The following is an 18034-nucleotide window of genomic DNA, read 5'->3' on the forward strand; positions in this document are numbered from 1 at the left end:
TTGGCTGGGACTTCGGCGGCACAGGAGTTGCCGCGCCCGCTGACCGATGATGACTTCCTCCCCTTTGATATGGGACAGGCCGCCATCGGTCATCAACTGTTTTACGACCCCATCCTGTCGGGCAACCTGAACATATCTTGCGCCCATTGCCACCATCCGGATTTCGGCACATCCGACGGGCTATCGTTAGGGATTGGCGAAGGTGGCGAAGGGCTTGGCCCAGACCGCACGCCCGGCTTCGGAGCAAATAAGATCCGCAAACGCATCCCACGCAATTCGCCGGGGCTGTGGAACCTCGGCGCGCGGGATATCCATACTGTCTTTCATGATGGTCGCCTGAGCATCTCGGACATCTACGGCAACGGTTTTAATTCTCCGGCGCAGGAATGGCTGCCAGAGGGACTGAATTCGCTTCTGGCCGCGCAGGCGCTGTTTCCGCTGACCTCGCAATTTGAGATGGCCGGGAATGTCGCCGAGAACGAGGTGACGGGCGCCGTTCACGACCGTATCGACAAAGGCTGGCCCATCCTTGCCAAGCGTGTGCGTACGGACCCGCGTTATGGCCCCGCCATGGTGGCTGCCTTTAACGAGGTCGGCACCACCGAAGACATCACCATTTCCCAGATCGCCAACGCCCTGGCCGCCTTCATGGCAATCGAATGGCGCAGCACCGATAGCCCTTTTGACCGGTATCTGGCAGGAGACACGTCGGCCCTGACAAGCGCTCAGAAGGACGGCATGAACCTGTTTTATGGCAAGGCAAACTGTTCGTCCTGCCACTCTGGTCCCCTAATGTCGGATCAGAAATTCCATGCTCTGGCCCTGCCCCCGTTTGGCCCCGGCCGCACCCGCCAATGGGACCCCTACGCACGCGATGTGGGCCGTATGAGCGAAAGCAACCGGATCGAAGACGCCTACCGTTTCCGCACTCCCATGCTGCGAAACGTCGCCCTGACCGCGCCCTATGGTCATAACGGCGCGTTTCCCGATCTCGAAAGCATGATCCGCCACCATCTGAACCCACAGGCCAGTCTCGCAAAATGGACCCCGAATATGGCAGCGCTACCCAAGGTTCCATGGTTGCAAAAGGCGGACTTCATCGTCTGGCAGGATCAACCAGAGATGCAGCGGATGCGCAACAAGATCGACATTATCCCCGTTCAATTGACAGACGCCGAAATCGACAACCTTGTCACATTCCTGAACGCCCTGACCGGGACAAGTGTCGATACACCCCCCTTCGGCGTGCCCGAAGGATTTAAACCCTAAGAAACCCCCGCCTTTTGTGGCGGGGGTTTTTATTGTTTGTGTTTTTACTCGGCTGCGTCTTGGTATGCGTCCATTGGAGGGCATGTGCAGATGAGGTTTCTGTCGCCATATGCGTTGTCGACGCGGTTGACGGGGGACCAGTATTTGTCGACGCCCATGGAGCCCGGAGGGAAGCAGGCCTGTTCTCGGGTGTAGGGCCGGTCCCAGTCGCCGACCAGATCGCGCACCGTGTGGGGGGCGTTTTTCAGCGGGTTGTTTTCCGCGTCGATCTTGCCGTCGATGATGTCCTGCGCCTCGGATCGGATCGAGAGCATGGCATCGCAGAAGCGGTCGAGTTCCGCCATGGGCTCGGACTCGGTGGGCTCGACCATCAGAGTGCCCGCCACCGGCCAGGACATGGTCGGCGCGTGGAAGCCTGAATCGATCAGGCGCTTGGCCACATCGTCGACGCTGACATGCGCCTCGGCGTCCAGCGGTCTGGTGTCGAGGATGCATTCATGCGCCACGCGGCCCGTCTCGGACGTGTAGAGGATCGGATAGGCGTCTTTCAGACGCGCCGCGATGTAGTTGGCGTTCAGGATCGCCACTTTGGTCGCCTGCGTCAGACCTGCACCGCCCATCAGCAGCACGTAGGCCCATGAGACCGGCAGAATGGACGGCGAGCCAAAGGGTGCCGCCGAGACCGGACCCACGGCGGTGCCGTATTCCGGGTGGCCGGGCAGGTGTTCGGTCAGATGCGCCTTGACGCCGATCGGACCCATGCCGGGGCCGCCGCCGCCATGGGGGATGCAGAAGGTCTTGTGCAGGTTCAGGTGGCTGACATCGCCGCCAATGTCTCCCGGACGCGACAGACCGACCATGGCATTCATGTTGGCCCCGTCGATATAGACCTGACCGCCATGGTCATGGGTGATCTGGCAGACCTCCTGCACGGTGGTCTCAAAGACGCCATGGGTGGACGGATAGGTGATCATGCAGGCGGCCAGATGATCCGAGTGCTTTTCCGCCTTGGCGCGGAAGTCCGCGAGGTCGATATTGCCGTTTTCATCCGCCAGAACCGGCACAACCTGCCAGCCCACCATCTGCGCCGAGGCCGGGTTGGTGCCATGCGCCGAGGTCGGGATCAGGCAGACGTTCCGCTGCCCTTCGCCGCGGGCAAAGTGGTAGTTGCGGATGGTCAGCAGGCCCGCATATTCCCCCTGCGCGCCCGAGTTGGGCTGCTGGCTGATCGCGTCATAGCCGGTGATCTGGCACAGCTTGTCGTTCAGGTCGGCGATCATCTCATGATAGCCCTGCGCCTGATCTTCGGGGCAGAACGGGTGCAGATTGCCGAACTCGGGCCAGGTGACCGGGATCATCTCGATCGTGGCGTTCAGCTTCATGGTGCAGGACCCCAGCGGGATCATCGCCCGGTCCAGTGCCAGGTCGCGGTCGGCCAGACGGCGCATATAGCGGGTGATCTCAGCCTCGGCCCGGTTCTGATGGAAGATCGGGTGGGTCAGGTATTCGCTTTCGCGCAGTGCGTAATCCGGCAGGCGATAGGCCACGTTCGAGCTGTCATCGGTGCGGTCAATGCCGAAGGCACCCCAGACGGCCTCGATGGTCTCGGGCCGGGTCTGTTCGTCCAGGCTGATGCCCACGCGTGTATCGCCGACCTTGCGCAGGTTCACACCGCGCGCCACGGCGGCCTCCATCACCGTTTTTTGCAGGTGGCCAACCTCAACCGTGATGGTGTCGAAGAACACTTCCGGCTCAACGGCAAAGCCCGCCTCTTCCAGACCAGCCGCCAGGCGCGAGGTCTTGCGGTGCACCGATTGCGCGATGGCCTTGATGCCGTCGGGACCGTGATAAACCGCATACATCGAGGCAATGACCGCCAGCAGCGCCTGCGCGGTGCAAACATTCGAGTTGGCTTTTTCACGCCGGATATGCTGCTCGCGGGTTTGCAGCGACAGGCGGTAGGCCTTGTTGCCACGGCTGTCGATGCTGACACCGATGATCCGGCCCGGCATCGAGCGCTTCAGCTTGTCGGTGGTTGCCATATAGGCAGCATGGGGCCCGCCATAGCCCATCGGCACGCCAAAGCGCTGGGTCGAACCGATGGCGATATCCGCGCCCATCTCGCCGGGGGATTTCAGCAGCGCCAGCGACAGGATGTCGGCGGCGACGATGGCGATGGCTTTGTGTTCATGCAGCGCGGCGATTTCCGATGTGAAGTCGCGCACGTGACCGTGGGTGCCGGGATATTGGAAGATCGCACCAAAGACGGCACCGGCCTCAAGGCTGTCGGGGTCACCCACCTGCACGTCGATGCCCAGAGGCTCGGCGCGGGTTTTAATGACCGCGATGGTCTGCGGGTGGCAGTTCTTATCGACAAAGAAGGCCGCGTTGTTGGCCTTGGACCGCCCGCCGCGCTTGGCCATCGCCATCGCCTCCGCCGCGGCTGTGGCTTCGTCCAGCAAGGACGCGTTGGCCACGTCCAGCCCGGTCAGGTCGCTGACCATGGTCTGGAAGTTCAGCAGCGCCTCAAGACGGCCCTGGCTGATCTCGGGCTGGTACGGCGTGTAGGCGGTATACCAGGCCGGGTTTTCCAGAATGTTGCGCAGGATCGGCGCGGGCGTTGTGGTGCCGTAATAGCCCTGACCGATCAGCGAGGTCAGAACGGTGTTCTTGCTCGCCACCTCTTTCATGTGGAACAGCGCGTCGCGCTCGGTCATCGCCGGACCCCAGTCCAGCGGCTCTTTCTGCCGGATCGCAGGCGGGACGGTGGCGTCGATCAGCTCGTCCAGCGTCTTGAAGCCGATCACCTTGAGCATGTCGCGCATCTCGGTGGGCGACGGGCCGATGTGGCGGCGGTTGGCGAAGTCATAGGCTTCGTAATCGGTCAGTTTGAAGGCCATGTGTTGCGCTCCTGTCGAATAGGTCAGGTCCGACCGGGCAGGCAGATGCCTCCGGCGGGGGGTGAGGGCCGTCCCTGAATCTGTCCGGGGGACAGATTCAGGCCCGAACGGGCGGAGCCCCAATCGGAAGCCCCTGATGAAGCGGGGGGAGCCCCAAAGGCGGGGCTCCGAATGTGGTTAGCCGATGAAGGCTTTGTAGGCGGCTTCGTCCATCAGGTCGTCCAGCTGCGCCGCGTCCGCAATCTTGATCTTGTAGATCCAGGCCTCGCCTTCGGGATCTTCGTTCAGCGCGCCGGGATTGTCGGCCAGCGCTTCGTTGACTTCCGTAATCTCGCCATCGACCGGGGCATAAAGTTCCGAGGCTGCCTTGACGGATTCGATCACGCCGATCTCGCCACCCTTTTCGAACTCGTCGCCCGCTTCCTGCTGCTCGACAAAGACCACTTCGCCCAACTGCTCGGCGGCATGTTTGGTGATGCCCAGCGTGGCGGTGTCGCCCTCAACGGTCAGCCATTCATGCTCTTCGGAATAATAGGTTGCCATGTTGTCTCTCTCCTGACTTCAACGCTTGTAATTCTGTTTGACGAAGGGCAGCGCCACGATCTGCGCCGGTTGCGCCTTGCCCCGGATGATCAGGTTCACCTTCTCGCCCGGCTCGCCATGGCCTTTGCTCACATAGCCCATCGCCACCGGGCCACCCACCGTGGGGCCAAAGCTGCCCGAGGTGATCTGACCGATGGTGTTGCCATTGGTACATTGCACTTCCACACCCTGACGCGCCGGGGCGCGACCTTCGGGCTTGATGCCCACCAGCTTGCGTGCGGGGCCCTCGGCCAGTTCCTTTTGCACGCGATCCGCGCCCGGAAAACCGCCTTCTTCCTTGCGGCGTTTCTGGATCGCCCAGCCCAGCGAGGCCTCGATCGGTGAGGTGCTCTGGTCAATGTCATTGCCATAGAGACACAGACCCGCCTCCAGCCGCAGGCTGTCGCGCGCGCCCAGACCCGCTGGTTCACAGTCCTCATGGGCCAGGAAGGCCTTGCTGATCTCGATCGCCTTGTCCTCGGGGATCGAGATCTCATAGCCATCCTCGCCGGTATAGCCCAGACGCGAGATACGGCATTCAACGCCGTTGATATCCGCCACGGTGGTTTCCATGAACTTCAGATCCCGCGCCGCAGGGCAGAGTTCGCCGACGACGTTTTCCGCTGCGGGACCTTGCACAGCCACCAGAGCCCGGTCGAAGATCTCGGTCACTTCGACACCTTCGAGGTTCGCTTCCATATGCGGAATGTCCTGATGCCGCAGCGCCGCGTTCACCACCACAAAATAGTGATCCCCCGCATTCGACACGATCAAATCATCCATGATCCCGCCGTCCGCGTTGGTAAAGAACCCGTACCGCGCCTTGCCCTCTTTCAGCGTCGCATAGGCCTGCGGGCACAAAGCTTCCAGCTTCTCCCCCACATTCTCGCCCCGCAAAATCACCTGACCCATATGAGACACATCAAACAACGCCGCCTTCTCACGACACTGCTTATGCTCCCCCATAATCCCCAAAGGATACTGTACAGGCATCTCCCAACCAGCAAAATCAACCAGCTTTCCTCCCAACTCAACGTGCAATGCGTGGAGAGGCGTGCGTTTTGGAGACTCTGTCATGGCGAATACCTTTTCGTACCTAAAGGGCTGGAACGCATCTTCGTCAGTCTGACCCAAGTTGCAAAGATTGCAACGATTCCAGCCAATTTTCAGGTCGAAGCGCCACCCGTAGAGCAGGACTGTATACGGGCGCATGCACCCAGAATGTTCCTATAGGAAACTTTTTTCCGTTAGGCAACACTGCCCCAGGGACGAAGGTAGTCAACAAGGTTCCCCGATGAGATTCAGGCCCAATGCAGGATCAAACCAGTGCCTGGACGGCGTGTTCCAACACGTCTAGCCCGGCGACCAGATCACGTTCGGCGGTGTCTTCGGCAAAATCGTGGCTGATTCCGTTGATCGAGGGCACAAACAACATGGCCACCGGCATCAACCGGGACAGGTTTGTTGCATCATGCAGCGCGCCCGAAGGCATCTTGCGCCATTTACCCGGGGCGACCCGCCCGGCACCGTTTTCCAGCGCGGTGCGCAACGTCGTATCCATGGCAACGGGTTCCAATCCCAACAGCGGACCGAACTCCAACACCAAGCCCTGTTGATCTGCCACCTCCTGCGCGGTGGCGCGAATGATCTCCTCCATCCGTGCCAACCTGTCGGCATCGCCATCGCGCCATTGCATCGAGAACCGCACACGCCCGGGCACAATGGACGATGCGTTGGGATGCAGATCGACACGCCCGATGGTCCAGACTGTTTGCGGTGTCACAACGTTGCGAAACCGGTCGTTCAGACGCGTGTTGAACAGGGACAGAGCCTGAAACGCATCACGCCGCAGATGCATGGGTGTGGTGCCTGCATGGTTCTGTTGGCCTTGAAATGTGATCGACATGTCCCGGATGCCGACGATATCGGTCACAACCCCAATCTGATCCCCTGACGCATCCAGAGACGGGCCCTGTTCGATATGCATCTCGATGAAACCGCTGAACCGGGCCGGATCAACAAAACCCTGCGACAAATCAGTCATGGCAGAGCGCGCAGCCCCAAAGGTTATTCCCGCCCCGTCGGTCAATCCGTCCGCATGCTCCAGCGGCAAACCGCCCGACCACACGGCCGAGCCTGTTGTCACGCCGAACCGCCCTTCCTCATCCTGGAAACTGACAACCGATATCGGACGGTCACAGGAGCGCGCAATCTCTAGCGCGGCGATGACCCCTAACGCACCGTCCAACCAGCCGCCTTCGGGCTGGCTGTCGGAATGGGATCCCATTAACAGCGAGGTACCCTCTGCCAACCCAAACAGGTTTCCCACCGGATCGAAATGCGGCGCCAGCCCGGCTCCGATCATCCGCTCTGCCAGCCACTTGCGCGCTGCGATATCCGCATCCGAATAGGCCGGGCGGATTACGCCTTTGCCGACGCCCGAAGCTCCGAATTCACGCAACTTGTGCAAATCCGCCAGAAAACGCTTGTGATCGACAGCCATCCAGGGTCCTCCGGAGCAAAAGGTTGCGGCGACCATAGCCAGAAATCGGATCTGGGCGAGGATTTTTTCCACGCAGCATGAAACGCCTCTGGCCCCTTCGCGGCCCCTGCCCTAAGACTTCGGCCCAAGAGGATACGACATGTCACATATCACACTGGTCCGCCACGGGCAGGCCAACACCGCCGCGCGGGATGAGGCAAATTACGACAAGCTCAGCGAGCTGGGCCATCAACAGGCGCGCTGGCTGGGCGCGCATCTGCGCGACACGCGCGCGCATCACCCGCGGGTCTATTGCGGGACATTGACCCGCCACGTCGAGACTGCTGCCAGTATGGGTTTGACGGGCCCAATTTGCGACGCTCGCCTGAACGAGATCGAGTATTTCAACATCGCGAAACTGTACGAAGAGCAGCATGGCGTTCCAATACCCAGCGACCGCGAAGGGTTTGTCGAGCATCTGCCCCATACTTTCGCCGCATGGGCCAATGGCGAGATTGAAGACACCCCGGAAACGTTCGAACAATTCGAATCCCGCGTTCGTGATGCCCTGAATGAGATCGGGGCGGGCAGCGGCCCGGCCATCGTTGTCACATCGGGTGGGCTGATCTCGATGGTGGTGCGGCAGGCGATGGGGTTGGATATTCCCGCTATGGCGCGCGTGGCTCTTGCCATCATGAATACGTCGATGCATCGTCTGCATCCGATTGGCGCGCAGCTAAGCCCGGTTCTGTTCAACGCGGTGCCCCATCTGGAAGCGCCCGACCGGCAATACGCGCAAACCCATCTGTAAGGAGGCCCCAATGCAGCTTTATTATGCACCTCGTACAATCTCGGTCGCCGTTGCGATTGCGTTGGAAGAGGCGGGGCTGGATTACGAAGCCATCGAACTGGATTTTGCAGGCGGTGAGCACACAAAACCCGCCTACAAGCAGATCAATCCCAAAGGCCGTGTCCCGGCGCTGGTGGTAGATGGTGGCATCCTGACCGAAACCGGGGCACTTCTGGATTATGTGGCCGCGATTGCGCCACAGGCCGGGCTGGCCCCCGAAGATCCGGTCATGGCCGCGCGGATGCGTGAAGTGATGTATTATCTCGCCTCGACCATGCATGTGAACCACGCGCATGGGATGCGCGGGCACCGCTGGGCAGATAAGAAATCCAGTTGGCAGGATATGAAAGGCAAAGTCACACAGACGATGACGGCGTCTTGCGATTATATCGCTTCGAAGGGGCTGCGCGGGCCGTTTGTGCTGGGCGAGGCGTTCTCGCTGGCCGACCCATATCTCTACGTGGTCTGCAGTTGGCTTGAAGGCGACGGTGTTGAACTCTCGGCCTTCCCCAGGATTCTCGCCTTTCGCGATGCGATGGAGGCGCGCCCTTCGGTTCAGGCGGTCCGCGCCGCCGGAATGCTCTGACAAAAGGAATAGGAATGACACATCTCTGGGTCCGGGCAGAACAGCGCCCGAACGAGGAACGGGTCGGGCTGACCCCCGAAGGAGCCGCTGCGCTGATTGCGGCGGGCATTCGTGTGACGGTCGAGGAAAGTTCTGTTCGCGCCATTCCGATTGACGGCTACAAGGGTGCAGGTTGCGAGATCGCGGCTGAGAATTCCTGGCCCGATGCCCCGCTGGATGCGGTCATATTCGGCCTAAAGGAACTGCCCGAAGACGGAACACCCTTGCCCCATCGCCACATCATGTTCGGCCACGCCTATAAGGGGCAACACTCGGGCCGTGCACTGCTGGAACGTTTCAAGACCGGGGGCGGTACGCTTTACGATCTGGAATATCTCGTGGATGAAGATGGTCGCCGCGTCGCTGCGTTCGGCTATTGGGCAGGTTACGCGGGTGCTGCGGTCACGCTGAAAACATGGGCGGCGCAGCAACGCGATCAGGAATGCCCACCGGTTGGTGTCTATCCCAGCAAGGACGCGCTAAATGCTGAGTTGCTGACTGAACTGGATGCAACCGGATCCCAGCGCCCCCGCGCCATTGTCATCGGCGCTTTGGGCCGTGTTGGCACCGGTGCCGCTGACCTGTGCGAAGCTATGGGCGTATCAGTGACCAAATGGGACATGGCCGAGACCGCCAGCGGCGGGCCGTTCCCGGAAATCCTTGACCACGATCTGTTCCTGAATTGCATCTTCGCGCGCCCCGGCACGCCGATCTTTGTTCCGCGCGAGGCACTGACTGCCCCGCGCAACCTGACCGCCATCGGCGACGTGGCCTGCGACCCGGACAGCGATTACAACCCGGTTACCGTCTATGACCGCGCCACCACGTGGGAGGCCCCCGCCCTGCGCGTGGCCACCGACCCGGTGATGGACGTGATGGCAATCGACAACCTGCCGTCGATGCTGCCGGTCGAAAGTTCGGATGACTACGCGGCGCAGCTGCTGCCCTCGCTGATGACCCTGACCGATCTGAACAGTGGCGTCTGGGGCCGGGCAGAAGCCACCTACAAAACGCATATCGAAGGGATTTGAGCGATGACGATTCACTGGTGTGGCACCGGCCTTTCGGCCATCCCCGGCCTGCGCCGCCTCATTGAAGGCGGGCACAAGGTCACCGTCTGGAACCGGACCATCGACAAGGCCAAGGCCGAGGTCGGAGATCTGACCGACGACATTCGCGTTTTCGACATCGATGTGCTTGGAGAGGTACTGGAAAAAGGCGACGTCATCGTCTCGATGCTACCCGGCGACTGGCATGTGCCTCTGGCGGAACTGGCGATCTCGAATGAGGCCAACTTCGTCTCATCGTCATACATCGCACCTGAAATGCGCGCGCTGGACGACAAGGCGCGTGAGGCTGGTGTGGCACTGGTTAACGAGGTCGGGCTGGACCCCGGCATCGACCATCTGATGGCGCACGCGCTGGTTGCCGACTACCGTGCCTCAGACAGGTTCGATCCGCAAAACCACCTGAGCTTCATCTCTTATTGCGGCGGCATTCCAAAGAACCCCAACCCGTTCCGCTACAAATTCAGCTGGTCGCCTCTGGGCGTATTGAAAGCCCTGCGTTCGCCATCGAAATCGATCCGCGACTATGCCCCGCTGGATGTGGCTCGGCCGTGGGATGCAATCACCAGCTACATCGCTCCGCTACCCACGCCCGAGAGTTTTGAGGTCTACCCCAACCGCGATTCACTCCCCTTCATGGCCCAGTACCATTTCGAGGATCACTGGCCGGTCAAACAGTTCGTCCGTGGCACCCTGCGTTTGAACGGTTGGGCAGATGCGTGGTCAGATGTGTTTCGTGAAATCGAAACCCTGTCAGGCCCCGAAGGCGATGCGCGCCTGCAAGAGATGTCTGATCAGTTCTGGGCGGAAAACGCCTATGACGAAGGCGAACCGGATCGTGTGGTTCTGTGCGTGGGCCTGAAGGCCGAGAAGGACGGTATCGAAGTCTGGCACAAAACCTATGTCATGGATGCCTGGGGCGACGATCGCGGCACCGCAATGGCGCGTCTGGTTTCAATTCCGGTTTCTCTGGCTGTCGAGGCCGTTCTGAACCGCGCCATCCCAGCGGGGGTTCATGCCGCCCCGAGTGATCCTAAACTGGTGCAGGATTGGATGGCGCAGATCGATACGCTGGCGCAGCACCTGCAAATTGTGGATCACTCCGACTAGTTCATTCACGGCACCTTTCCCAGGCAATAAAACGTCGTTGGTTGGGAAAGGTTTCAGCCCGGATCAATTATTCCCGCTCTGCCAAACGTCATCTGTCGGCAGACAGGCGGTGATCGGGGATCAAGACCGTGTCTTCAGGCAAGACATGCAGGTCAGTTATTCCTCACAGGTGTCCGATGCCTGTGCGACCTGGTGATCGGCGTTGTCGCACATCTCTGCCGCGGGCTTGCTTTGGACGCGCGCATAAGCCAGCGCGGTGATCAGTACAATCAAAAGTAGTAAAAGAATACGAACAACTGAGAGCTTAACGGAGGCTTTTTTATCAAGGGAACCTGGTAACATTTAATCAACCTGAAGTTAAACTAGGCTGACCTAGCCATAGTTAACTATGTATGTCCAGTACCTTAACATTAAATCCACATTCAGCCTGTTGCCATAAAGTAGCGTGTTGCCCAAGCCAGCGCCCACAAAGAAAGCCATCCCGACACGGTCGGAATGGCTTTACAATGTCTGCATTGCCCTGCGGGCCTGCGTCATCTGCATGCCGAAGATAACATCAGATGTATTGTGCTATGACGTCCTCGATGTCGGTTCGATTGATACCCAGTTCGGACAGTTCATGATCCGACAGGCGATTGAGCTCTTGCGCAGCGCGTACAATATCTCCGCTGATCGCCCGCATGGTCATAGCCCGATCAAACAACAGCAAGGCGCTGCTTGGCACTCCAGTCTCAACGGTTACGTTTGTATCCAGCATCGTCATATCCTCCCTTCTCTATCGGTGACTTGCAGCGGCCTGCCTACTGCAGATGGCGTCGCTGGTCGTAGATTCTCAGGTAAGCGTGGCGGTTAATATGCTCTCGCGGGATTCCGATATCGGCCAGTTGCCGATCACTCAGAGCATTCAACGCACGGATGGTTTTTCCAAACATCCTGCGCCGGGCAAACTCAGCCTTTGCATTCGAATAGCCGGAGAACAGGCTCGCAAAAAGGCTGCTCCGGGGGGTGATTGTCTGTGCGTATGCCATGCCTGTCTCCTTTGATGTGATTGTTCAGTGATGTTCTGAACTCACATAAAGGAGGTGCAGGTTAACGGATCGCAGGCAGAAGGATTAAGACCCGTTTACAATTTCCCGAAACACACGCTGTTCGACATTTACGCAATGGGCCTGAACCGTAGTTACATCAGGTCATTCTCGACGTCCTCGGCCGAAATACCCAGTGCGTCCAGGCCGTTTTCAAGATGATCGGACAGATGCGGGGTACCGATCAGGTAGTCTGCACAGGGGGTCGAGGCCTCGGACCTGGCGGTTGCAATCGCCTCGGCCAGGTCTTCAGCAAAAAAGCTTTCCCGACCGATCCACATGATGGCCACCAGCTCGGCTTGCTCATCCTCGCTCATCCGGTCGACAAAGGCGCGCAATTCACCTTCGGCGCGGCCCAGTTCACGCCCCATCATGGCGACCTGAGCAACTTTTCGTGCGGAGATTTCCAGCATCTGTCCCAACTCCTCGTGTTCGCGGTTTCGATCAATTAAAACCACCCGAAACCGCGCCCGTCTTTGATCTTACGCAAGAAACGCGTTTTAGCGATGCGCCCGGGAAATCGGCTGTTTGGGCACCGGAGCGGTCCGGAACGGTCGGAAGGTCGCTTTTTTCCACCAGAGTTTCACGGCCTGCCAGTGAATCAAAACAACCGCCCTGCGCGCACCGAACGGGCGGCGCAGCAATGACCACAGAATTTTTCGGTTGGTCAAAGGCGAGCGCGGTCCGGTCAGGGTTGCGATCAGCCCACCACCCGCGCGACCGTAGTCAATCCAGACCCCAACGCGATCCGGGCGATAGTCAAAGCGAAACGAGTACGTGCCCTCGATTTCCTGAAACGGTGAGACATGCATCAGCTTGTCTGCAACGATCCGGTCGGTCGGCTCAATCAACGACATGTCCGGCTTATGACACAAATAGCTGTGCCGCGTCCCGTAGGTGTTCGTTACCTCAGCCACAACTGCGTATAGCTGATCCTGTCGGTCGAAGCAGAACCAGAAGCTGACCGGGTTGAAAACATGCCCCAATACGCGCGGCTGTGTCAGCAATGCCAGTCGGACAGGTTGTGGGACCCCCAGCGCATCGAACCACTCGCGCAGCCAGACAGCACCGCGGCCTTGTTTTGGCACACCTCCGTGATCCTGGTCGCGCCAATTGGTCAGGTTCGGGCGGTTGATGGAAAACAGTGTCGGGGTGGTCGAAGACGCCTCGGGGTCCAACAGGATATAGTCGATGGAATAGCGAAACGCGTTGTCAACATGGCCCTTGCGGCCGTGGTATGTGTGGCCAGCGATGTGATCTATTCCGCTCATGAGTGGGCTGCGTCCGATCTGCCTTTAAACTGTTCATATGACACAAATTTCGGCGTTGTGCATCTGTCTGCACTACGATTTCTGACGCAAATCGGATCAAAAAATTCACTGAAAGTGATCCGGCTTGGGCGCAGCGCCGTAATGTGGTTATGTTTACCGAGATCGATACAGCGACCCTGGACGATCCCGCGCTACCCTCAAGCGTGGGATCGTCCGTGGTTGTAAAGAAACGCATCAAGGGCAAACGGGTGAACGGATCGAACGGCAATTGTGGCACCAAAACAGAATGGGTGAGCCATGTCATTCGCATCCGGGATGCGCAGGATCAGTCGGCCTTTGCCGAGCTGTTCCAACACTTCGCGCCGCGTATCAAGGCGTTCCTGATCAAATCAGGGTCTGATGCGACGCTGGCCGAAGAATGCGCGCAAGAGGTGATGGCGACCTTGTGGCACAAGGCCCATTTGTTCGACCCGTCGCGCGCCACGGTTGCTACCTGGGTGTTCACGATCGCTCGGAACAAGCGCATAGACGTTCTGCGCAAGCAACGCCGCCCCGAGCCCGAAGATCTGGGTTGGGGACCCGAGGCCGAGCCGGATCAGGACGACATTATCGCGCTGCAACAGGAAACCGCGCAGCTGCGCACTGCTTTGACAGCATTGCCCGAAGCGCAGAGAGAACTGATCGAGAAAGCCTATTTCGGCGACCTGAGCCACCGCGAGATTGCATCGCAGACCGGGTTACCGCTGGGCACGATCAAATCGAGAATTAGGCTGGCGCTGGACCGCTTGCGCCATGCGATGAACTGAGATGATGAAGATGAGCAAGGATATCAAACATCACCTGACGGATGACCTGCTGATGGCTTATGCAGCAGGAACCCTTCCTGAGGCGTTCGACCTTATGGTCGCCACGCATCTGTCGCTGTGCGACCATTGCCGCGCGCGCGCCGAGAGCTTTGACGCCGTGGGCGGTCATGTTCTTGAGGAACAAGCGGATGCTGCGTCTATGGGTTCCGAAGCCTTGGCCGCGACGATGGCGTTGATTGCACAGGGCGCACCGACGTCGAAACCTGCGCGTCCGGCCTGCTCGGTCCTGCCGGCACCATTGCAGGATTATGTCGGTGGCGATGTGAACGCAATCCGATGGCGCCCCATCGGCATGGGGGTCAAACAGGCGATCCTGCCGACCACGCGTGAGGCGACCGCCCGGTTGCTGTTCATTCCGGCGGGTGCCGCAGTGCCAGATCACAGCCACAATGGAATGGAGCTGACAATGGTGCTGCAAGGTGCGTTCTCGGATGAAGTCGACCATTTTGCCCGCGGCGATGTTGAAATCGCCGATGAGGACCTGCACCACACGCCAACCGCTGACATCTCGGAAGATTGCATTTGTCTGGCCGTGACTGATGCGCCGCTAAAGTTTAGCAAGCTAATGCCGCGACTGTTCCAGCCTTTCCTGCGAATCTGATCAGGTCACCCTTCGGTTTTGCCCAAGGGCACTACGTTGGTGTGATCGTCCGGAGCCAGCTCCTCAAAGTCGAAATTGTCCAGCCGCTGTGCGCGGCGACCGGCTTTTTCGGCGCTGATTTTGATTTCCGAGATATCTTTAGCCGCCTGCCCGAAATGGCGGTCGAGGTTTGTGACGCGCTCACCCAGACGATCAACATCCTTGTGCAGCATGCCCAGTTCTTTGCGGATCGCCCCAGCCTGTTCCCGCATCCGCGCATCCTTGAGGATCGCGCGCATCGTGTTCAGGGTCGCCATGCAGGTGGTGGGTGAGACGATCCAGACGCGTTTGGAAAAGCTCTCCTGCACAAGCTCAGGGAATTTGGCGTGCAGTTCAGCATAGACCGCTTCGGACGGCAGGAACATCAGCGCGCCGTCAGCGGTTTCGCCGTCCAGAATGTATTTCTCGGAAATATCCGTGATGTGTTTGCGTACCGTGCTGCGGAACATCTGCACGGCGGCTTTCAATTCGGCATCATTGGTCGCGCCAATCAGCGCTTCATACGCCTCCAACGGGAACTTGCTATCGATCACAATCGGTCCCGGTGGGTTTGGCAGGTTGATCAGGCAATCCGCGCGACGCCCGTTCGACAGGGTCGCCTGCAGTTGAAAACTGTCCCGCGGCAGCGCTTTTGAGACGATGTCGTTCAACTGGATTTCACCAAAAGCGCCACGCGTCTGTTTGTTCGACAGGATGTCCTGCAAAGACAGCACATCACCCGACAGCTTGGTGATATTGTCCTGCGCCTTGTCGATGGCAGCCAGACGTTCCTGCAATTGTGTCAGTGAGGTCGCTGTCTGCTTCGACGAGCCATGCAGCGATTCCTTCATCCGCTCCTGCATCTCGGCCAACGCGCGGGCCGATTTCATCGCGTTGTCCGCCAGCCGATCATTCATCTGCTGCTGGACCGAGGACAGGCGCGTTTCGACCGTCTGGATCACCTGCACCTGCGCATTAGCCTGCGTGTCCGAGACATGCTGCAATCCACCACGCAATTGCTCCTGCCCCTGCCCAAGCTGCTGAACATGCTGCCCCAGATGCGCCATCTGACGGGCCAGAGGTTCCGCCATCCGGGCCGAACGGTTGGCTGCCCGCACCGACAGAAACAGCAGCAGAAGGATCAACGCCACAACACCACCCGCGATCAGAATCACGGGGTCGTTTAGCGCCACTTGGGTTCCAGCAATCTCGATCATATCGCCTCGGATGTTCTTGTTTTATTCTTCATAGCCCGGCAGGGCCACCGGATCAATGCTCGGTGATCAACTGCGCCCGAACAGACGTTCGATATCACTCAGCTTCAGTTCCACGTAAGTCGGCCGCCCGTGGTTGCACTGACCGGAATGGGGCGTTGCCTCCATCTCGCGCAGCAGAGCGTTCATCTCTTCGGCTCGCATCCGGCGGCCGGAACGGACCGAGCCATGACAGGCGATGCGGCTGAGGATCGCCTCGATCCGGGCCTGCACCATCTGGCTTTCGCCCTGATCGGCCAGTTCGTCTAGGATATCCAGAATCATCGCGCGGGCGTCGACCTTGCCCAGAATAGCCGGGGTTTCGCGCACGGCAATGGCGTCGCCACCAAAGGGTTCAAGCGTCAAGCCAAACCGCGACAGGTCGTCAGCGACGCCCATGAGGCGCGCGCAGTCCCCTTCCGACAGTTCCACGATTTCAGGGATCAGCAGCGCTTGGGCAGCGACACCATTCTCTGCCATTTGGGTTTTGAGTTTCTCGTAAACCAACCGCTCATGCGCCGCGTGCTGATCGACGATCACCATGCCGTCGGCGGTCTGCGCGATGATGTAATTCTCATGCACTTGCCCGCGCGCCGCGCCCAGTGGCAGATCCTGCGGTTCCTCCTCCGGCTCTGGGGTCGCCATTGGGGTCGGTTCGACAATGCTGCCACTATAATCGTTGGCCAATTCGGCAAAACCCGGGGATTGCGCCTGATACGCAGTTTGTCGCGCCGCGGGCGAAGGCCGGTCCATCTGATACACCCGCGCCGGGGCTGGTTGCGCCGGTTCCGGTCGCATCGCCCCCAAGGTCGCGTTGGCAACAGTCGAAGATGCCCGATGCCCGGCCTCTGCCAAAGCATGGCGCAGGCTGGATACGATCAGCCCGCGCGCAACACCGGGATCGCGAAACCGTACCTCGGATTTGGCGGGGTGGACGTTCACATCCACCAGCGTCGGATCGCAATCGATAAACAGCGCCGCTGCCGGGTGACGGTCGCGACTGAGGAAATCAAAATAGGCGGCGCGCAAGGCCCCGGTCAGCATCTTGTCCCGCACCGGGCGGCCATTTACGAACAAATACTGCGCCACCGCAGCCCCCCGCGAATAGGTCGGCAGCGCGGCATAGCCATACAGTCGGATACCGTCCCGCGTGGCGTCGATCTGCAACGCATTCTCGGCAAACTCGCGCCCGATCACACGCGCCAAGCGAGCGTGCAGAGCGTCGAACAGATCACCGTTCTCGCGGTCGGCGCGGAAGGTCACGCGGCCCTCGCCCCCGCCCGAGGCATCGCGTAGGGTGAAGGTGATCGCGGGTTCAGCCATGGCCAAACGTTTGACCGTGTCGGTGATCGCTTGCGCTTCGGCCCGGTCCGTGCGCATGAATTTCAGCCGGGCGGGTGTGGCGTAGAACAGATCGCGCAGTTCGACCACGGTGCCGGCGCGCAGGGCCGCGGGTTTGACCGCCTCCATCCTGCCACCCGCCACATGGACCGAGGCCGCATCCCCGCCCTCCACACGGCTGGTGATGGTCAGCCGCCCAACTGCGCCCAGCGACGGCAACGCCTCACCCCGGAACCCGAAGGTGTGGATGTTCAGCAGGTCCGAACCATCGATTTTTGAGGTTGCGTGACGGGACAGGGCCAGCGGCAGATCCTCGGCGGCGATACCACAGCCATCATCGGTGACGCGGATCAGCGTCTTGCCACCATCAGCGATATCGATGGCGATCCGAGTGGCCCCGGCATCGATTGCATTTTCCACCAGCTCTTTGACGACAGAGGCGGGACGTTCGACAACTTCACCTGCCGCAATCCGGTTGATCGCAGCGTCATCCAATTGCCGAATGACAGGCCGTTCCTGGCTGATATTGGGGTTTGCATGCGCCATACCGCTAGACCTAGCACAGTGCGGCGCGATTCTACCACCGGTCACAGATGTGTTTTCCACAGCAAAACGAGCATCGCCCGGCCCCCAATACACTCCCCCTACATCGTTGGGATTGCTTACCGGGTACCGGGCGAACTTGGTGAGTGGTCGCTATTCCGTAAGAATTGT

The 18034-nt window shown here is 59.9% G+C and carries 18 protein-coding genes; 7 read left to right on the forward strand and 11 right to left on the reverse strand.

What is annotated here, in order from left to right; genetic code table 11:
- The gene (locus tag ACP0GE_RS09655; protein ID WP_424831737.1) at positions 1-1269 is read left to right on the forward strand and encodes a cytochrome-c peroxidase; all 1269 of its coding nucleotides are present in this window, start codon (positions 1-3) and stop codon (positions 1267-1269) included.
- A 44-nt stretch (positions 1270-1313) separates the two neighbouring features.
- On the opposite strand, the gene gcvP is transcribed toward ACP0GE_RS09655, so the two are convergent.
- The 4 genes from gcvP to ACP0GE_RS09675 all read right to left on the reverse strand — a co-directional run bounded on the left by gcvP (position 1314) and on the right by ACP0GE_RS09675 (position 7254).
- Positions 1314-4169 carry an aminomethyl-transferring glycine dehydrogenase gene (gene gcvP / locus ACP0GE_RS09660; RefSeq protein ID WP_424830543.1) on the reverse strand — a complete coding sequence of 952 codons (2856 nt, stop codon included), beginning with the start codon at positions 4167-4169 and terminating at the stop codon, positions 1314-1316.
- 177 nt (positions 4170-4346) lie between these two features.
- Positions 4347-4712 (reverse strand): glycine cleavage system protein GcvH, encoded by a 366-nt coding sequence (gcvH, locus tag ACP0GE_RS09665; protein WP_424830542.1) that lies wholly within the window; start codon positions 4710-4712, stop codon positions 4347-4349.
- Positions 4713-4730: 18 nt separating this feature from the next.
- On the reverse strand, positions 4731-5828 hold the full coding sequence (gcvT, locus tag ACP0GE_RS09670; protein WP_424831738.1) for a glycine cleavage system aminomethyltransferase GcvT: 1098 nt from the start codon (positions 5826-5828) through the stop codon (positions 4731-4733).
- Positions 5829-6069: 241 nt separating this feature from the next.
- Positions 6070-7254 carry a Zn-dependent hydrolase gene (locus tag ACP0GE_RS09675; RefSeq protein WP_424831739.1) on the reverse strand — a complete coding sequence of 395 codons (1185 nt, stop codon included), beginning with the start codon at positions 7252-7254 and terminating at the stop codon, positions 6070-6072.
- 139 nt (positions 7255-7393) lie between these two features.
- On the opposite strand from ACP0GE_RS09675, the gene ACP0GE_RS09680 reads away from it, so the two are divergent.
- Genes ACP0GE_RS09680 through ACP0GE_RS09695 form a run of 4 tightly spaced genes read left to right on the forward strand, consistent with a single transcriptional unit; the run spans position 7394 to position 10885 of the window.
- On the forward strand, positions 7394-8044 hold the full coding sequence (locus tag ACP0GE_RS09680) for a histidine phosphatase family protein (protein ID WP_424831740.1): 651 nt from the start codon (positions 7394-7396) through the stop codon (positions 8042-8044).
- 10 nt (positions 8045-8054) lie between these two features.
- Positions 8055-8669: a glutathione S-transferase family protein gene (locus ACP0GE_RS09685; RefSeq protein WP_424831741.1), complete on the forward strand. Its 615-nt coding sequence runs from the start codon at positions 8055-8057 to the stop codon at positions 8667-8669.
- A gap of 14 nt (positions 8670-8683) precedes the next feature.
- A complete protein-coding gene (locus ACP0GE_RS09690; RefSeq protein ID WP_424831742.1) occupies positions 8684-9739 on the forward strand; it encodes a saccharopine dehydrogenase in 1056 nt (351 codons plus the stop codon).
- A gap of 3 nt (positions 9740-9742) precedes the next feature.
- Positions 9743-10885, forward strand: a complete 1143-nt coding sequence (locus ACP0GE_RS09695; RefSeq protein WP_424831743.1) for a saccharopine dehydrogenase family protein — start codon at positions 9743-9745, stop codon at positions 10883-10885.
- Positions 10886-11041: 156 nt separating this feature from the next.
- Here the strand turns inward: ACP0GE_RS09695 and ACP0GE_RS09700 are convergent, their stop codons facing one another.
- The 5 genes from ACP0GE_RS09700 to ACP0GE_RS09720 all read right to left on the reverse strand — a co-directional run bounded on the left by ACP0GE_RS09700 (position 11042) and on the right by ACP0GE_RS09720 (position 13241).
- Positions 11042-11227 carry a hypothetical protein gene (locus tag ACP0GE_RS09700; protein ID WP_424831744.1) on the reverse strand — a complete coding sequence of 62 codons (186 nt, stop codon included), beginning with the start codon at positions 11225-11227 and terminating at the stop codon, positions 11042-11044.
- 214 nt (positions 11228-11441) lie between these two features.
- Positions 11442-11642 (reverse strand): DUF1127 domain-containing protein, encoded by a 201-nt coding sequence (locus ACP0GE_RS09705; RefSeq protein WP_424831745.1) that lies wholly within the window; start codon positions 11640-11642, stop codon positions 11442-11444.
- Positions 11643-11685: 43 nt separating this feature from the next.
- On the reverse strand, positions 11686-11913 hold the full coding sequence (locus tag ACP0GE_RS09710) for a DUF1127 domain-containing protein (RefSeq protein ID WP_424831746.1): 228 nt from the start codon (positions 11911-11913) through the stop codon (positions 11686-11688).
- Between the two features lie 152 nt (positions 11914-12065).
- Positions 12066-12383: a DUF3775 domain-containing protein gene (locus tag ACP0GE_RS09715; protein ID WP_424831747.1), complete on the reverse strand. Its 318-nt coding sequence runs from the start codon at positions 12381-12383 to the stop codon at positions 12066-12068.
- Between the two features lie 87 nt (positions 12384-12470).
- The gene (locus ACP0GE_RS09720) at positions 12471-13241 is read right to left on the reverse strand and encodes a DUF1365 domain-containing protein (RefSeq protein WP_424831748.1); all 771 of its coding nucleotides are present in this window, start codon (positions 13239-13241) and stop codon (positions 12471-12473) included.
- A gap of 149 nt (positions 13242-13390) precedes the next feature.
- Between ACP0GE_RS09720 and ACP0GE_RS09725 the strand changes: the two genes are divergently transcribed.
- Entirely contained in the window at positions 13391-14047 is a 657-nt protein-coding gene (locus ACP0GE_RS09725; RefSeq protein ID WP_424831749.1) for a sigma-70 family RNA polymerase sigma factor, read from the forward strand.
- 10 nt (positions 14048-14057) lie between these two features.
- Entirely contained in the window at positions 14058-14708 is a 651-nt protein-coding gene (locus ACP0GE_RS09730; protein ID WP_424831750.1) for a ChrR family anti-sigma-E factor, read from the forward strand.
- 5 nt (positions 14709-14713) lie between these two features.
- Here ACP0GE_RS09730 and ACP0GE_RS09735 read toward each other — a convergent pair whose 3' ends face one another.
- Positions 14714-15943 carry a DNA recombination protein RmuC gene (locus ACP0GE_RS09735; RefSeq protein WP_424831751.1) on the reverse strand — a complete coding sequence of 410 codons (1230 nt, stop codon included), beginning with the start codon at positions 15941-15943 and terminating at the stop codon, positions 14714-14716.
- Positions 15944-16009: 66 nt separating this feature from the next.
- A complete protein-coding gene (gene mutL / locus ACP0GE_RS09740) occupies positions 16010-17866 on the reverse strand; it encodes a DNA mismatch repair endonuclease MutL (RefSeq protein ID WP_424831752.1) in 1857 nt (618 codons plus the stop codon).
- Positions 17867-18034 lie beyond the last annotated feature (168 nt).

This window comes from Ruegeria sp., from assembly GCF_965243365.1.
GTDB lineage: Bacteria > Pseudomonadota > Alphaproteobacteria > Rhodobacterales > Rhodobacteraceae > Ruegeria.

Bases quoted from the DNA above. Each gene is read 5' to 3' on its own strand.
- gcvP (WP_424830543.1), bottom strand. From the start codon at position 4,169: ATGGCCTTCAAACTGACCGATTACGAAGCCTATGACTTCGCCAACCGC.
- gcvH (WP_424830542.1), bottom strand. From the start codon at position 4,712: ATGGCAACCTATTATTCCGAAGAGCATGAATGGCTGACCGTTGAGGGC.
- gcvT (WP_424831738.1), bottom strand. From the start codon at position 5,828: ATGACAGAGTCTCCAAAACGCACGCCTCTCCACGCATTGCACGTTGAG.
- ACP0GE_RS09675 (WP_424831739.1), bottom strand. From the start codon at position 7,254: ATGGCTGTCGATCACAAGCGTTTTCTGGCGGATTTGCACAAGTTGCGT.
- ACP0GE_RS09680 (WP_424831740.1), top strand. From the start codon at position 7,394: ATGTCACATATCACACTGGTCCGCCACGGGCAGGCCAACACCGCCGCG.
- ACP0GE_RS09685 (WP_424831741.1), top strand. From the start codon at position 8,055: ATGCAGCTTTATTATGCACCTCGTACAATCTCGGTCGCCGTTGCGATT.
- ACP0GE_RS09690 (WP_424831742.1), top strand. From the start codon at position 8,684: ATGACACATCTCTGGGTCCGGGCAGAACAGCGCCCGAACGAGGAACGG.
- ACP0GE_RS09695 (WP_424831743.1), top strand. From the start codon at position 9,743: ATGACGATTCACTGGTGTGGCACCGGCCTTTCGGCCATCCCCGGCCTG.
- ACP0GE_RS09700 (WP_424831744.1), bottom strand. From the start codon at position 11,227: ATGTTACCAGGTTCCCTTGATAAAAAAGCCTCCGTTAAGCTCTCAGTT.
- ACP0GE_RS09705 (WP_424831745.1), bottom strand. From the start codon at position 11,642: ATGCTGGATACAAACGTAACCGTTGAGACTGGAGTGCCAAGCAGCGCC.
- ACP0GE_RS09710 (WP_424831746.1), bottom strand. From the start codon at position 11,913: ATGGCATACGCACAGACAATCACCCCCCGGAGCAGCCTTTTTGCGAGC.
- ACP0GE_RS09715 (WP_424831747.1), bottom strand. From the start codon at position 12,383: ATGCTGGAAATCTCCGCACGAAAAGTTGCTCAGGTCGCCATGATGGGG.
- ACP0GE_RS09720 (WP_424831748.1), bottom strand. From the start codon at position 13,241: ATGAGCGGAATAGATCACATCGCTGGCCACACATACCACGGCCGCAAG.
- ACP0GE_RS09725 (WP_424831749.1), top strand. From the start codon at position 13,391: ATGTTTACCGAGATCGATACAGCGACCCTGGACGATCCCGCGCTACCC.
- ACP0GE_RS09730 (WP_424831750.1), top strand. From the start codon at position 14,058: ATGAGCAAGGATATCAAACATCACCTGACGGATGACCTGCTGATGGCT.
- ACP0GE_RS09735 (WP_424831751.1), bottom strand. From the start codon at position 15,943: ATGATCGAGATTGCTGGAACCCAAGTGGCGCTAAACGACCCCGTGATT.
- mutL (WP_424831752.1), bottom strand. From the start codon at position 17,866: ATGGCGCATGCAAACCCCAATATCAGCCAGGAACGGCCTGTCATTCGG.